The organism is Vineibacter terrae, assembly GCF_008039615.1.
Lineage (GTDB): Bacteria > Pseudomonadota > Alphaproteobacteria > Reyranellales > Reyranellaceae > Vineibacter > Vineibacter terrae.
This window is the reverse complement of the sequence record NZ_VDUZ01000020.1, coordinates 87,454-100,876: the sequence shown is the minus strand read 5'-3', so window position 1 is coordinate 100,876 and position 13,423 is coordinate 87,454. Positions and strand designations below refer to the sequence as shown.

At 67.0% G+C, this 13,423-nt stretch carries 14 protein-coding genes and 1 riboswitch; of the genes, 6 read left to right on the top strand and 8 right to left on the bottom strand.

The genetic code is table 11. The features are described 5' to 3' along the window. Positions 1-74: 74 nt before the first annotated feature. Positions 75-1,034, top strand: coding sequence for an Hsp33 family molecular chaperone HslO (gene hslO / locus FHP25_RS18330; protein ID WP_147848396.1), 960 nt, complete (start codon positions 75-77; stop codon positions 1,032-1,034). Between the two features lie 117 nt (positions 1,035-1,151). Next, positions 1,152-1,916 (top strand): hypothetical protein, encoded by a 765-nt coding sequence (locus FHP25_RS18325; RefSeq protein ID WP_147848395.1) that lies wholly within the window; start codon positions 1,152-1,154, stop codon positions 1,914-1,916. A 148-nt stretch (positions 1,917-2,064) separates the two neighbouring features. On the opposite strand, the gene argE (FHP25_RS18320) is transcribed toward FHP25_RS18325, so the two are convergent. The 4 genes from argE (FHP25_RS18320) to apaG all read right to left on the bottom strand — a co-directional run bounded on the left by argE (FHP25_RS18320) (position 2,065) and on the right by apaG (position 5,585). Continuing rightward, positions 2,065-3,225, bottom strand: a complete 1,161-nt coding sequence (argE, locus tag FHP25_RS18320) for an acetylornithine deacetylase (protein WP_147848394.1) — start codon at positions 3,223-3,225, stop codon at positions 2,065-2,067. After that, positions 3,222-4,391, bottom strand: a complete 1,170-nt coding sequence (gene argE / locus FHP25_RS18315; protein ID WP_218578437.1) for an acetylornithine deacetylase — start codon at positions 4,389-4,391, stop codon at positions 3,222-3,224. The genes argE (FHP25_RS18320) and argE (FHP25_RS18315) overlap by 4 nt, the downstream gene beginning before the upstream one ends. Before the next feature lie 100 nt (positions 4,392-4,491). Further along, positions 4,492-5,136, bottom strand: coding sequence for a GTP cyclohydrolase I FolE (gene folE / locus FHP25_RS18310; RefSeq protein ID WP_147848393.1), 645 nt, complete (start codon positions 5,134-5,136; stop codon positions 4,492-4,494). A 32-nt stretch (positions 5,137-5,168) separates the two neighbouring features. Further along, positions 5,169-5,585 carry a Co2+/Mg2+ efflux protein ApaG gene (gene apaG, locus FHP25_RS18305; RefSeq protein WP_147848392.1) on the bottom strand — a complete coding sequence of 139 codons (417 nt, stop codon included), beginning with the start codon at positions 5,583-5,585 and terminating at the stop codon, positions 5,169-5,171. 278 nt (positions 5,586-5,863) lie between these two features. Between apaG and FHP25_RS18300 the strand changes: the two genes are divergently transcribed. Next, positions 5,864-6,322 carry a MarR family winged helix-turn-helix transcriptional regulator gene (locus FHP25_RS18300; RefSeq protein WP_147848391.1) on the top strand — a complete coding sequence of 153 codons (459 nt, stop codon included), beginning with the start codon at positions 5,864-5,866 and terminating at the stop codon, positions 6,320-6,322. 129 nt (positions 6,323-6,451) lie between these two features. On the opposite strand, the gene FHP25_RS18295 is transcribed toward FHP25_RS18300, so the two are convergent. Then, the gene (locus FHP25_RS18295; protein ID WP_147848390.1) at positions 6,452-7,063 is read right to left on the bottom strand and encodes a TenA family protein; all 612 of its coding nucleotides are present in this window, start codon (positions 7,061-7,063) and stop codon (positions 6,452-6,454) included. A 7-nt stretch (positions 7,064-7,070) separates the two neighbouring features. Next, entirely contained in the window at positions 7,071-8,297 is a 1,227-nt protein-coding gene (gene metZ, locus FHP25_RS18290) for an O-succinylhomoserine sulfhydrylase (RefSeq protein WP_147848389.1), read from the bottom strand. Between the two features lie 73 nt (positions 8,298-8,370). Next, positions 8,371-8,447: riboswitch (SAM riboswitch) on the bottom strand. Positions 8,448-8,541: 94 nt separating this feature from the next. Here metZ and FHP25_RS18285 point away from each other — a divergent pair. Together FHP25_RS18285 and FHP25_RS18280 are read left to right on the top strand one after the other, a co-directional pair. Then, complete coding sequence (locus FHP25_RS18285) at positions 8,542-8,793, top strand: type II toxin-antitoxin system Phd/YefM family antitoxin (RefSeq protein ID WP_147848388.1); 252 nt, start codon at positions 8,542-8,544, stop codon at positions 8,791-8,793. Continuing rightward, positions 8,790-9,167 carry a type II toxin-antitoxin system VapC family toxin gene (locus FHP25_RS18280; protein ID WP_147848387.1) on the top strand — a complete coding sequence of 126 codons (378 nt, stop codon included), beginning with the start codon at positions 8,790-8,792 and terminating at the stop codon, positions 9,165-9,167. Before FHP25_RS18285 ends, FHP25_RS18280 begins: the two co-directional genes overlap by 4 nt. Positions 9,168-9,296: 129 nt before the next feature. Here FHP25_RS18280 and FHP25_RS18275 read toward each other — a convergent pair whose 3' ends face one another. Together FHP25_RS18275 and FHP25_RS18270 are read right to left on the bottom strand one after the other, a co-directional pair. Continuing rightward, on the bottom strand, positions 9,297-10,937 hold the full coding sequence (locus FHP25_RS18275) for a flavin-containing monooxygenase (protein WP_147848386.1): 1,641 nt from the start codon (positions 10,935-10,937) through the stop codon (positions 9,297-9,299). A gap of 111 nt (positions 10,938-11,048) precedes the next feature. After that, positions 11,049-11,927 (bottom strand): alpha/beta hydrolase, encoded by an 879-nt coding sequence (locus FHP25_RS18270; protein WP_218578436.1) that lies wholly within the window; start codon positions 11,925-11,927, stop codon positions 11,049-11,051. 313 nt (positions 11,928-12,240) lie between these two features. Here FHP25_RS18270 and FHP25_RS18265 point away from each other — a divergent pair, with 313 nt between their 5' ends. Then, the gene (locus FHP25_RS18265; RefSeq protein WP_147848384.1) at positions 12,241-13,119 is read left to right on the top strand and encodes a helix-turn-helix domain-containing protein; all 879 of its coding nucleotides are present in this window, start codon (positions 12,241-12,243) and stop codon (positions 13,117-13,119) included. The last annotated feature ends 304 nt before the right edge of the window (positions 13,120-13,423 follow it).

Here is a 13,423-nt window from a genome sequence, read left to right as displayed (position 1 = left end):
AGGCATGACGTATGGCGTAGCCATGAAACGTGCGCGCGGCGATCAGGCGCCGCAAGAGTTGTGGGATTTTCGGCATGAACACCGTGCGCCCTGGATCGGCCCCTGCCACTGGCAGCAACTCGGTGCTGCCTTTCCAGCTCGAGGCCCTGGGCGTGCGCGGCCGCGCCGTGCGCCTGGGCCCGGTGCTCGACGCGATCCTGTCGCGCCATGCTTATCCCGAGCCCGTCGCGGCGCTGCTGGCCGAGGCGCTGGTGCTGGGCGCCGCGCTGGCATCAACGCTGAAATATGACGGCATATTCACCCTGCAGCTGCGTGGCGATGGGCCGGTCAGGCTGATGGTCGTCGACCTGACATCGGAGGGCGCCCTGCGCGGCTATGCCCAGGTCGATGCCGCCCGCCTCGAGGCGGTGCTGCGCGACGTGCCGCTCGATGCGGCCTCGCGGCTGCCGGCCAATCCGGTGCCGCGGCTGCTGGGCGCCGGCCACATGGCGTTCACCGTCGACCAGGGTCCGCAAACGGAGCGCTACCAGGGCGTCGTCGCGCTCGATGGCGCCACGCTGGCCGATTGCGCGCACCACTACTTCCGCCAATCCGAGCAGCTTGCCGCCGGCCTCAAGCTTGCGGTCGTGCATGACGGCCGGCACTGGCGCGCCGCTTCCCTGGTGCTGCAGGCGCTGCCCTCGGCGCAGCTCATCGCCGAGCTCGACGCCGAGGAACGCGAGGATCGCTGGCGCAAGGCCGTGGTGCTGCTGGGCAGCGCCACGGCGGCGGAAATGCTGGATCCGGCGCTGCCGGTCGAGGGGCTGCTCCTGCGCCTGTTCCACGAGGACGGCGTGCGCGCCTTCGACCGCAGGCCGCTGCGCGACCAGTGCCGCTGCTCGCGCGAGCGCATCGACCGCGTGCTGCGCACCATAAGGCGCAGCGAGCTCGACGAGCTGCGCGACGCCGGCGGCAGGGTGATCGTCACCTGCGAGTTCTGCTCGACCACCTATCGCTACGCCGACGCCGATCTGGACGCGCTCGAGACGGCCTGACGATGCCGTCGCGCGCGGCTCGCAGGTGCGAAATTGCATACAGTCTTTCCGCACAGTGACGGGAGAAGGTGGCATCTCGCCGCAATGGCGCCGTAAACGGGCTTACACTCGGCGTTCATGATATCGGCGCCTGCCTGCCTCGTACGCATCGGCCGTCGCGCCGTGCCGGTGCTTGTCGGTGCGGTCGCTGCGCTGCTTTCCATTCCCGCCCTCGCCCAGAACCCATCATTCGGCCAGAACGCGCCGATGGCGCCGCAGGGCCTGCCGCCGGCACAGAACGCAACTGCCCCCCGCGAGGTGGCACCGCCGGCACCGGCACCCCAGGCGGCGCCGACGGCCGCGACCAGCGCGGGCAAGCGCCGCTCGTTCGATTTCTCGGTGCCGGATTTCGGCTCGGCACCGTTGCGGCTGGACGTGGCCCGGGTCGAGGTCGTGCAGGCTTATGCGCCGCCGCAACAGATGCCCAATGTCGAGCACCGCATGATCGTCTCGCCCCTGGCGACGATGGACGACTGGGCCAGGCGCCATATCGAGGCCGCAGCCCCCGGCCGGGACGACTCGGCGGCCGTGTTCGTGATCGAGGACGCCAGTGTCGTCACCGAGAAGCTGCGCACCCGCAAGGGTCTGATCGAATCCTTGATCCGCGAGGATTCCGACAAGTTCACGCTGCGGCTTGCGGTCACCCTGCAGGTGCGCGATCGGCTGGGCGCCACCGTGGGCAGCACCAGCGCCGAGGCCTCCGCCTGGCGCACGGTGCCCGAGAGCATGAAGGACTCCGACCGGTCGGCGGTGTGGCACGAGCTGCTGATCGCCGCGATGGACAATCTTGTCCCGGTGTTCGAAGCCAACGCCCGCGCCTATCTGGCCCGGTTCCTGAAGTAGCCCCGTCTGGGCATCGCCTGTCATCCCGAGCGCAGCGAGGGATCTCCCGCGAATGGCGTGCCGTGCGTCTTTCGCAGGAGATCCCTCGCTGCGCTCGGGATGACGATGTGCGTGTGCCACGCCAGCACTGGCGGAAGCGCGGGCGCTTCTATCCCCGCTCCGCCCACTCGATCATGCGATCGAGGAACGCATCACAGGCGGCAAGCTGCGAGGTCAGCACGAACTCGTTGGGTTGGTGCGCCTGGGCAATGTCGCCGGGGCCGCAGACCACGGTCGAGATGCCGGTCTGCTGGAAGATGCCGGCTTCGGTCGCATAGGCCACCATGGTCGAGTCATTCGAGCCGCTCCAGGCGCGGGCGAGCTGCTCGGCCTCGCCGCGCTCCTCGCCCCTGAAGGCCGGCACGACGAAGCGCGGCGTCATCTCGATCCGCGCCGCGGCATGGCGGCGCAGCATCGCCGGCAGCAGCGCATCGTCGATATGCGCCTGCACGCGGCGGCGCGCCTCGTCGGCGTCATCGCCCGGCACCTGGCGGTATTCCCATATCAGCGTGCACTCGCGGGCCAGGATGTTGCCCGCCGTGCCGCCCGACAGGGTGCCGACATTCATCGTGCCGAACGGCGGCATGTAGCCGTTGTCGGTCGCGCGCGCCGCAAGCTCGTCCTGCAGGCCGTTGATGAAATGGATCAGCTCGCCGGCGAAATGCACGGCGCTGACCCCGAGATGGGTCATCGACGAATGCGCCTCGAAGCCGGTGAGCACGACCTGGTAGCTGTTCTGGCCCTTGTGGCCGCGCACCGTGCCCATCATGGTCGGCTCGCCGATGATCACCGCCCGCGGCCGCGGCACGCTGCCCATCAGGCGCTCGGCCAGCGAATGCGCGCCAAGGCAGCCGACCTCCTCGTCATAGCTGAAGGCGAAATGCACCGGGACCTTCAGCCTGGCCGCGCGCAGCCGCGGCACGGCCGCCAGCACGCAGGCCACGAAGCCCTTCATGTCGCAGCTGCCACGGCCGTAGAGGCGGCCGTCCTTCTCCGTCAGCGTCCACGGGTCGGTGTTCCAGGGCTGGCCGTCGACCGGCACGACGTCGGTGTGCCCCGACAGCACGATGCCGCCGGCAACCGCGGGACCGATGGACGCATAGAGGTTGGCCTTGGTGCCGGCCTCGTTGGGCACCAGCGTCGCCGCCACGCCATGGCCGGCGAGGTAGTCGCGCACCCAATCGATCAGGGCGCGATTGGATTTCGCCGACGTGGTGTCGAAGCCGACCAGGCGGCGCAGCATGTCTGGCGAGGCGGCGGCGCTCGTCATTGCTGCTCGGCCCACTCGACCATGCGGCGCATGAAGTTCTCGCAGGCGTCGATCTGCGACTTCAGGATGAACTCATTGGGCTGGTGCGCCTGGGCGATGTCGCCGGGGCCGCAGACCACGGTCGGCGCGCCGATCGTGCGGCGGAAGATGCCGGCCTCGGTGCCGTAGGGCACGCTGCCCACGACGTTGGAGCCGGACCAGGCGCGCGCCAGCGCCTTGGCCGCGTCATTGCCCTCCGGCGAGAAGGGCGGCGTCGAGGACCGCCGCTCCGTGACGATGTTGGCGTCGGGATGCCGGCGCCGCATCGCCGGCAGCAGCGTGTTCTGCAGGTAGTCGAACGCGCGCCGCTCGATCTCCTCCTGATCGTCCGTCGGCAGCAGCCGCGAGATCCACAGCAGCGTGCATTCGCGGGCCAGGATGTTGCCGGCCGTGCCGCCATGCACGGTGCCGACATTGATCGTCGACATCGGCGGCATGAACTCGCTGTCCTTGGGCGCGCGCGCCTCGAGCTCGGCCTCGAGCCGGTTGAGGAAGGCGATGAACTCGCCGGCGAAGTGCACGGCGCTGACGCCAAGATGCGTCATCGAGGAATGCGCCTCGAAGCCGGTGAAGGTCGTGACGTAGCTGCGCGCGCCCTTGTGCGCGTGCACCACCGTCATCATGGTGGGCTCGCCGATCACGATCACCTGCGGTCGCGGCACGGCGCCCGTCAGCCGCTCCGCCAGGGAGTGCGCGCCCAGGCAGCCGACCTCCTCGTCGTAGCTCAGCGCGAAATGGATCGGCACCTTCAGGCGCGCGCGCAGGAAATGCGGCACCATCGCCAGCCCGATGGCGGAGAACGCCTTCATGTCGCAGGTGCCGCGGCCGTAGTACTGGTCGCCCTTGTCGGTCAGCGTCCACGGGTCGGTGTCCCAGGGCTGGCCATCGACGGGCACGACGTCGGTGTGGCCCGACAGCACCACGCCGCCTTCCTTCACGGGGCCGACGGCGGCGTAGAGGTTGGCCTTGGTGCCCTCGGCGTTGGGCACCAGCGTCGAGTCGATGCCGTGGCCCTTGAGGTAGTCCCGGACGTAGTGAATCAACGCCAGATTCGATTCGCGCGAGGTCGTGTCGAACGCCACCAGGCGCCGCAGCATCTCCACCGAACCGACGATCTCTCCCGCCATTCCGAAGCTCCGCGTCTGTGAGCGCGGATTTCGCCACGGCGGCGGTGGCGAATCAAATGCTTTCGGGACCGCGGTCAGCCTGCCGCAGTCCCGACCGCGCTCAGGCGTAGCCGCCGGCGCCGTTCTTGCCGATCATGGCCAGGAACTCTCGGCGGGTCGAAGGATCGTCGCGAAACGCGCCCAGCATGCGGCTGGTGACCATCGCCACGCCCGGCTTGCGGATGCCACGGGTGGTCATGCACTGGTGCGCCGCCTCGATGACGACGGCGACGCCGCGCGGCTCCAGCACCTCCTGGATGCAGTTGGCGATCTGCGCCGTCATCTTCTCCTGGATCTGCAGCCGCTTGGCATAGGCCTCGACGATGCGCGCCAGCTTGCTGATGCCCACGACGCGGTGCGCCGGCAGATAGCCGACATGCGCCTTGCCGATGATCGGCACGATATGGTGCTCGCAATACGACTCCAGGCGGATATCGCGCAGCACGACCATCTCGTCATAACCGTCGGTCTCTTCGAAGGTGCGCGCCAGGATCTCGCGCGGATCCTCGGCGTAGCCGGCGAAGAACTCCTCGTACGAGCGCACGACCCGGTCCGGCGTGCCGACCAGGCCTTCGCGGTCGGGATCATCGCCCGCCCAGCGGATCAACGTTCGCACCGCCTCCTCGGCTTCCGCCCGCGTCGGCTTCACCTGCGAGGAGGCGGCCGCGACCGACCCGAGGCTGGGCCTCTTGAGCACCTTGTTCATCCTGCTTCCTTCCCGATTCGTGGCCGACAGCGTCAGTTCAGGGTCCGATGCTCCTGCGACAGCGTCGAGCGATGCTCGCGCGGCAGGTCGAGCGAGAATGTCGGAATGCGGATATCGAAGCGCTCGCCGCTCTCCGCGACCATCTGATACGTGCCGGCCATGAAGCCGGACGGCGTGTCCAGCGGGCAGCCGCTTGTGTACTCGAATGACTTGCCGGGCTCGATCATCGGTGTCTTGCCCACGACCCCGGGACCGCGCACTTCCTCCTGCCGGCCACGAGAATTGGTGATCATCCAGTGCCGGCTGACAAGCTGCACCTTCTCGGTGCCCCGATTCTCGATGCGCACGGTATAGGCCCAGACCCAACGAGCCTCGTCCGGATCGGACTGGTCCTGCAGATAGGTCGGCGCCACCGTCACGCGGATGGCGCGAGTCTCTTCGCTGAACATTGCTCGCTCCGTACCCGCCTCTGTTGGTTCGGCAGACTTTATCGCCACAAGACGCTTGTCGCCAGACGACGGATAGGCATCGCAGGCATACCAAACGCAATACATGGGGCAGCATCGGCCGTATTCAAGCGGGTGATGGCGCCCTGCGCCGTCAGGCGGCCGCGGCACGGTCAGAGCGTGTATATGCACTTTGCGGTTTCGGCGTCGCCGGAGCTGCGCTATCCTCGTGCCACATGTTGAATGCCGCCGCGACCGGGCGGCAGCCGCGGCGAGCGACAATGAGCGATTCCAGGATAGATGCAGCACGCGAGCTGCAGCCCTCGCAATGCACCCTGCTGCGGCTGCGCCGCACGGCGCGCCGCGTCACGCAGATCTACGACCATCACCTTGCGCCGCTGGGCCTGCGCGTCACCCAATATTCGCTGCTGGGCCGCCTGATGGGACAGCCGCCGATGGCGATTGGCAGCTTCGCCGAGGTCATGGGCATGGACCGCACCACGTTGACCCGCAACATCCGGCCGCTGATCCGCGCCGGCTGGGTCGAGCTGGTGGCTGGTGACGATCGGCGACAGCGCGCGATCACGCTGACGGCGGAAGGCAAGGCCATGTTCCGCCGCGCCGTGCCGCTCTGGCGTCAGGCCGAAGGCACGCTGCGCGCCGCCGTCGGCACCGATGCGGTGATCGAGCTGCAGCACCTGCTCGACCACACTATCGAGCGCGTCGCGGCGCCGATATAAAGCGGAGGCGCTCTAATCGCTGCCCCGCTCAGCGAATCCCTCATGGCGAGCTTGTCGAACCATGAAGGCCGCACGAACCGTGGTGCGGACATCTCATGGTTCGACAAGCTCACCATGAAGCATCTTGCGCTACAGGCTGGCGTCGAAGAAGCCGTATTCCAGCTCCATGGCGCGGCGATAGGCGTTGCGCACCGCCGGACTGTCGGTGGCGTGCCAATCCACCAGCCCTTCGAGGGTCGCGGCCAGCGCCTCGAACTCGGCTGCGGCATAGGTGCGCACCCATTCGGCATAGGTCGCCGCCACCGGCCCCCTGGCCAGCTCCTGGCCCAGGAACGCATAGAGGCGCATGCATGGCGTCATCGCCGCCGCGGTCAGGCCGATGCGGCCCAGCCCTGCCAGCTCGACGAGGAAGCCGGTGTAGGCCTGCGTCGCCGGCGCCGGCGTGACGCTGGTCAGGTCGACCTGCCAGCGTTCGGCATAGGCAGCGTGCAGCTTCAGCTCCTCCATGACGCCGGCGATCAGGCCGGCGAAGGCCTGCAGGTCGGCCCGTTCCGTCGACTGCGCCAGGCAGGCGGCATAGGCGCGCGCGAACGCCTCCAGGAAATACGCGTCCTGCGCCACGTAGCGGCGGAAGCTGTCCACCGGCAGGCTGCCGTCGCCCAGGCCGCGCACGAACGGATGCGCCAGCGTGCGCTGCGCCCAGTCGGCATTCGCGGCCCAAAGCGCGCAGGCAAGCGACATCGCGCGATCAGCCGGCCAACGCCTGCACCAGATCGTCGATGATGTCGTCGGGATCCTCCAGTCCGACCGAGAGCCGCACCAGGCCGTCGCTGATGCCGAGCCTGGCCCGCTCGGTCTCGCCGATGCGCCTGTGCGTCGTGGTGGCCGGATGCGTGACCAGGCTCTTGGCGTCGCCCAGGTTGTTGGAGATGTCGACCAGCTTCAGCCGATTCAGGGTCTCGAACGCGGCCCACTTGCCGGCCTTCAGCTCGAAGGCGACGATGCCGCCGGCGCCGGTCGGCATCTGCGCGGTCGCCAGCGCATGCTGCGGATGGTCCTTGCGGCCGGGATAGAGCACGCGCGCCACAGCGGGGTGGCCGGCCAGCGCATCGGCGACGCGCGCGGCGTTGGCCGAGTGCCGCTCGATACGCAGCGGCAGCGTCTCCAGCCCCTTCAGCAGCACCCAGGCGTTGAAGGGGCTGATCGCCGGGCCGGTGTTGCGCGTGATCGGCTGCAGCTGGTCGACGATGTATGATTTGGAGCCCAGCACCGCGCCGCCCAGGGTGCGGCCCTGGCCGTCGATGTACTTGGTGGCCGAGTGCACGACCACGTCGACGCCCCACTCGATGGGCCGCTGCAGGATCGGCGTCGCAAACGCGTTGTCGAGCACCACCTTGGCGCCGGCGGCATGCGCGAGATCGACCACGGCCTTGATGTCGACGATGTCGAGCATGGGGTTGGACGGCGTCTCGAACAGCACCGCCTTCGTGGGCCGCGACAGCGCCGCCTTCCAGGCCTCGAGATCCAGCCCGTCGACCAGCTCGCTCTCGATGCCGAAGCGCGGCAGCAGGTCCGAGATGATGTAGTGGCACGACCCGAAGAGCTGGCGCGCCGCCACGACGCGGTCGCCGGCGCGCAGCAGCGCCAGCAGCGAATAGAAGACGGCGGCCATGCCGGTGGCGGTGGCGCGACAGGCCTCGGCGCCTTCCAGGGCCGCCAGCCGGTCCTCGAAGGTCGATACCGTGGGGTTGCTGAAGCGCGAGTACTGGAACCGGTCGAGCTCGCCGGTGAAGGCCGCCTCGGCCTCCTCGGCGCTGCGATAGACATATCCCGATGTCAGGAACAGCGCCTCCGACGTCTCCTCGAAGTCGCTGCGCCGCAAGCCGCCGCGCACCGCGCGTGTCTGCGGCCGCCAGCCCGCGATGCCCTCATCCTGCCGCGTCTCGATGCGCCGCCCGCGGAAATCACCGTCCATCACTGCCTCCCGACCCGCGCAGCGCCAGGCGCCTGCGCAACGAAAAAGCCCCGACCGGTGAAGGACGGGGCTTTTCGAAAGGCTCCCGACCTTTTAGCGGTTTTTAACGTGGCCGCAAGCCGGTCGGCTTCAAATCCCACGTGAGGTCGTACATACAATCGGGCCGATGCCGGCGCAAGCAGGAAATCGTAGGGCGCCTTGAAAAGGGCACTCAACCTAGCTAGGTTAGCTAGAAGGAGCTGCCATGAAGACCGCCAACATGCACGAAGCGAAGACGAAGCTCTCGGAGCTGGTTGACGCCGCGACCAAGGGCGAAGAGGTCGTGATCTGCAAGGCCGGCAAGCCCGTGGTCCGCCTTGTGCCCGTGACGAAGAAGCCAGCCAGACGCAAGCTCGGCCTTTGGAAGGGCAAGGTCTGGATGGCTCCGGACTGGGACTCGCCCGAAGTCAACGAGGAGATCGCACGTTTGTTCGAGGAAGGCGATCCGCCGTCGTGAAGCTGCTGCTCGACACCCACGTCTTTCTATGGGCAATGGAAGGCGGCGGCCGCTTGCGCCCGGCAGCGATCGAGCTGATCACGGATTCCAGCAACGACCTTTTCCTCAGCGTCATCAGCGTCTGGGAGATCGGCATCAAGACCGCAATCGGCAAGCTCCGGGCGCCCGGCGACATTGAAGGCGGCATGCGCGCGCTTGGCGCCGCGCCGGTGGCCATGGAGCTGCCGCACGCACTGCAGGCCGCCCGCCTGCCCCTTCATCATCGCGATCCTTTCGACCGCCTCATAGTCGCGCAGGCAATCGTGGAGCAGATGCCGCTCGTGACGCGCGACCACGTGCTCGCGAGCTACGGCGTCTCGATCATCGCCGCGTAACCGGCTTCAGCGAAGCCGGTGTCGGATGAGCCGCACGAGCCGAAGCCTCGATGCCCGGCACTCTCGCGCACTGGCGCGAGAGTGCCTTTCCTGGCCCGCTTTCGGTGGCGCTGCCGCTGCATCCTCCTGTCAGACGACCATCGCTGGCTCACGGTCGAAGATCATGGCTCCGTAGCCGGACTCTTTCACCGAATTCAAGGCCTTGGTGTAATTGCAAAGCCCGGCCATGTAGAACATCACGGCATTCTTCTTGCCGGGGATGTTGGCTCCAAAAATCCACGACTGTGCCTTGGGGAAGAGTGTCATATCCGCGATTGTGCGACAGGCGGCGATCCATTCGTCCTCTGCCGCCTGCGTCGGCTCGACGGTTCTCGCGCCCTTGCGCTCCATGTGCGCGATCGTGTCAGAGATCCATTCGACCTGCGTCTCGATGCTGGGCGGCAGGTTGGTGAAGGGACCGTTCGGGCCGAGGATCATGAAAAAATTGGGAAAGTCGCTTTCCATCATGCCGAGGTAGCCCAGCGGTCCTTCCTTCCATTTCTCACGGATCGTCACGCCGCTGCGACCGCGCATGTCGATCCTCGTGTAGTTGCCGTCGACAGCGTCGAATCCCGTCGCGAAGACGACCACGTCGAGCTCGTGCTCGGCGCCGCTTTGCAGGCGGATGCCCGTCGGTGTGAACTCGGCGATGGGATCGGCCTTCACGTCCGCCAGCGTGACGTTAGCCCGGTTGTAGACGTCGTAGTAGTCGGTGCCGCAAAGCGGGCGCTTGGCATAGAGATCGGTCGGCATCAGCTTGCGCGCCGTGTCCGGGTCCTTCACGGCCCCTGCGATCTTGCGCTTGATGAAATCTGCCGCCGCAGCATTGGCCTCCGGGCTGGTGGCGATATCGGAAAAGGTTGCGAACATGAAGTAGAAGCCACCGCCGCGCTTCCACGCGTCCTCGAACACGCGTTCGCGTTGCGCCTCGGAAACCGACATGGCAGGCACAGTGCTTTCGGCGAACCCGAAGGCCACGGCCGATTCCTTCACCTGTTTCCAGATGGCCTCGTACTGCGCCTTGTATTCGTTGATCCTCTCCTCGGATTCGGGACCGTTGCCGATGGGAACGACATATTGCGCGGAGCGCTGGAGCACGGTGAGGTGCTTTGCGACCGGCGCGAGCGCGATGATGACCTGCACGCCGGTCGATCCCGTACCGATGACGCCGACACGCTTTCCGGCCAGGTCGATCCCCTCCGGCCACGCCCCGGTGTGGTAGGTTTCGCCCTTGAAGCCGTCGATACCCTTGAAAGGGGGCTTGTTCGTCGCAGACAGAAGTCCGAGGCCGGTGACGAGGTATTTTGCCGTCAGCGTCCGGCCCTTGTCGGTCGTGACGTTCCAGAGGCCCGCGCTTTCGTCGAATCGCGCAGCCGTGACCTTCGTGCCGAACTGATAGCTGCGGCGCAGGTCGAAGCGATCGGCAAACCCGCTCAGGTAGTCGAGGATTTCCGGCTGGGTCAGATAGCGCGATTTCCAGTGCCCCTGCTGGAGCAGCTCCTTGTCGAAGGAGAAGCGGTAGCAGTAGCTTTCGGTGTCGGACAGGGCGCCCGGATACCGGTTCCAATACCATGTCCCACCGACATCGTCGGCACTGTCGAAGGCCTGGACATCAAGGCCCAGTCCGTCGCGAAGCTTGTGCACGGCATAGAGGCCGCCGAAGCCTGCTCCGACGACGATTGCGTCGAAATCCGCGCCCCTGGCCCTCGTGGCTGTTGAACTCGCTTTCACGTGTCTCCTCCAGGTGAAGAATCGCACGCCGCGACGAAAGTGGCGGCCTTCGCTGGTTGCTTGTCGAAAGATCGGCGGACGACACTTGCGTTCGTCCGGCGCGCTGAAGGATCAGAGGGCCTTGTACCAGGCGGCGATTCGCGCGAGCTCCTCGTCAGCCTCTGGCGCCCGCCCGGCCAGCGCCGGGAAGACGTGCTGCATATCCGGCACGACGGAGAGCGTGACCTTCACGCCTTGTGCCTTGGCCTTCGCCGCCAGGTTCTCGGAGTCGCTCAGCAGCGTCTCGGCGCTGCCTGCGTTGATGTACAGGGGCGGAAAGCCGTCGAAGTGGTTCTCGAGCAGATTAGCCAGAGGGTCGAGCGGGCTCGTGCTGCCGCCGAGGAACATGCCGACCATTCCTTCGAGGATAGGCCGACCGACGAGGGCGTCGGTAGCGGCGTTCGCTTCCAGCGTGGCGCCACGAAGCGCCATGTCGAGCCAGGGCGAATAGGCGATGACGCTGCCCGGCAGCGGCAATCCCAGGTCGCGCATCTTCAACACGCTCGCAATGGCCAGGTTGCCGCCAGCGCTGTCGCCCGCCGTCGTGATCTTCCCGGGTTCTTGGCCCTTGGCGAGCAGCGCCTTGTAGGCAGCGACCGCGTCCTCGATCTGGGCCGGGAACGGGTTCTCGGGCGCACGGCGGTAGTGCAGGATGGCGGCGGTCACGCCCAGGGCCTTCGCCAGATGACCCGCCATCTTGCGGTGGCTGTCAGCCGATCCCACCGCGAAGCCGCCGCCATGCGTGTAGACGATCACACGGGAGGCGTCGGCGCCGATCGGCAGCGCCCAGAGAGCCTCGACGCCGCCGATCCGGTCGCTCCTGTAGGTCACGTTCTCCGGTTCGAGCGCGGCCTGCCCCCATTCGTCGAACATGCTGCGGAGGTTGGCGATGGACAGGTTGGGATCGGCGGTCATCCGATTCGTCCAGTCCTGGTAGAGATCGCGCAGCATCTTCGCTGCACCGCTAGTGGTCATGATCATTGTCCTCCCGCGCTATGATCGTCATTCGGCGACGCCACGTCGTTGCGTCGCCCGCAGACATGCGTGCTCGCGTGTAGCGGCATGGCGTTTGGACGCTAACGGATAGACAGGCGATCGGTATTGGATCGGCTTGCGCACCCTCTTGTACGTTCCTGCGCCGACCTTGCGGGCAGCGCCGCTGTCGACCTACGCTTGGTGCCAACAGACCCGCGGGCCGGCGCGAACGCCAGCCTCGGATCCGCAAGGGCGGCGTTGAAGGGGCTGGCCGCAGGGGGGGGGGGAGATGACAGCACTCGTACCGCCGGATCTGATTCCGAACTGGATTCCCGGCGAGAAAACCACGGACAGCGCGCATCTGGGCTGGCGCGGGATCACCCTCAAGGGATACCGCTACGGCGAGCAGGAAGCGGACATTCCACCAATGCGCGACTACATGCTCGTGGTCTATCAGGGCGGCAAATCGACGATGCGCCGTCGAAGCGGCGGCCGCTGGCACAGCGAAGTCGTCGAGCGCGGCGTGATCTCGCTGCTGACGCGGGCGGAGCAATCAGTGTGGCACTGGGACCAGCCGATCGATGTGAAGCACATCCATCTGCAGCATGGCGCCATCGCGAGCACCGCCGAGCAGGTCTTCGAACGTGATCTGGCGAAGGTCGATATCCAGGACAGTGTCCGATCCGAGGACGCAATGATGCCACTGTATCTGCGGATGCTCGAGAAGGAGCTGAACGGCCATGGTTTAGGCGAGCGTCTGTATGTCGACGCAATCCGCACTCAGATCGCGATCCATGTCCTGCGTCACTATGCAAAGGTCAGCTTCCGATCGGTGGAAAGCGGATCGCTCGAAGCAGGCCTCAGCCGCCGGATCAGCGAATTCATAGAAGAGAGACTGTCGGTGAGCATCGCCCTCGACGATCTGGCGTCGCTTACCGGGCTCAGCCCCTACCATTTCTCCCGAAAATTCAAGGGCGCATTCGGCATGGCCCCGCACGCCTATGTCGTCGCCAGGAGGATTGCCAGGGCGAAGAGGCTGCTACGCGACTGCAAGCTGCCGATCAAGGTCGTCGCGGCCGATTGCGGCTTCTCCGATCAGAGCCACCTCAACAGGGTATTCCGTCGCCATACGGGCACGACGCCGAGCCGGTACCGGGGCGATCGGTGAGCAGATCGCCGGCCATGCCGGCACGCTGAGGCGTCGCGACCATCGCTGCGTAATCGGTGGCTTCAGCGAGCGGATGTCGGAATAGATCGCGCGGACGAGCGTTTATCCCCTCGAACCGACCATTGCCGGCGCCACCGCGCCGGCGGATCGTCGGGCCGCCGTCCCGGGCGCAACGGTTCTCCTGTCGTTTCCAAGATTATCGCGGCGTTCGGGATGGCGGCACTCCCGGCCTGCTGCCGGCACTATCCAGCCATGCCAGCGTGTGCCCCGGCGCCGCCTTCTCCGCGCCTTCGCCGCGCGCTAT

Coding starts and splice junctions, on each gene's coding strand:
- hslO (WP_147848396.1), top strand. CDS start 75: ATGAACACCGTGCGCCCTGGATCGGCCCCTGCCACTGGCAGCAACTCG.
- FHP25_RS18325 (WP_147848395.1), top strand. CDS start 1,152: ATGATATCGGCGCCTGCCTGCCTCGTACGCATCGGCCGTCGCGCCGTG.
- argE (WP_147848394.1), bottom strand. CDS start 3,225: ATGACGAGCGCCGCCGCCTCGCCAGACATGCTGCGCCGCCTGGTCGGC.
- argE (WP_218578437.1), bottom strand. CDS start 4,391: ATGGCGGGAGAGATCGTCGGTTCGGTGGAGATGCTGCGGCGCCTGGTG.
- folE (WP_147848393.1), bottom strand. CDS start 5,136: ATGAACAAGGTGCTCAAGAGGCCCAGCCTCGGGTCGGTCGCGGCCGCC.
- apaG (WP_147848392.1), bottom strand. CDS start 5,585: ATGTTCAGCGAAGAGACTCGCGCCATCCGCGTGACGGTGGCGCCGACC.
- FHP25_RS18300 (WP_147848391.1), top strand. CDS start 5,864: ATGAGCGATTCCAGGATAGATGCAGCACGCGAGCTGCAGCCCTCGCAA.
- FHP25_RS18295 (WP_147848390.1), bottom strand. CDS start 7,063: ATGTCGCTTGCCTGCGCGCTTTGGGCCGCGAATGCCGACTGGGCGCAG.
- metZ (WP_147848389.1), bottom strand. CDS start 8,297: ATGGACGGTGATTTCCGCGGGCGGCGCATCGAGACGCGGCAGGATGAG.
- FHP25_RS18285 (WP_147848388.1), top strand. CDS start 8,542: ATGAAGACCGCCAACATGCACGAAGCGAAGACGAAGCTCTCGGAGCTG.
- FHP25_RS18270 (WP_218578436.1), bottom strand. CDS start 11,927: ATGCTGCGCGATCTCTACCAGGACTGGACGAATCGGATGACCGCCGAT.
- FHP25_RS18265 (WP_147848384.1), top strand. CDS start 12,241: ATGACAGCACTCGTACCGCCGGATCTGATTCCGAACTGGATTCCCGGC.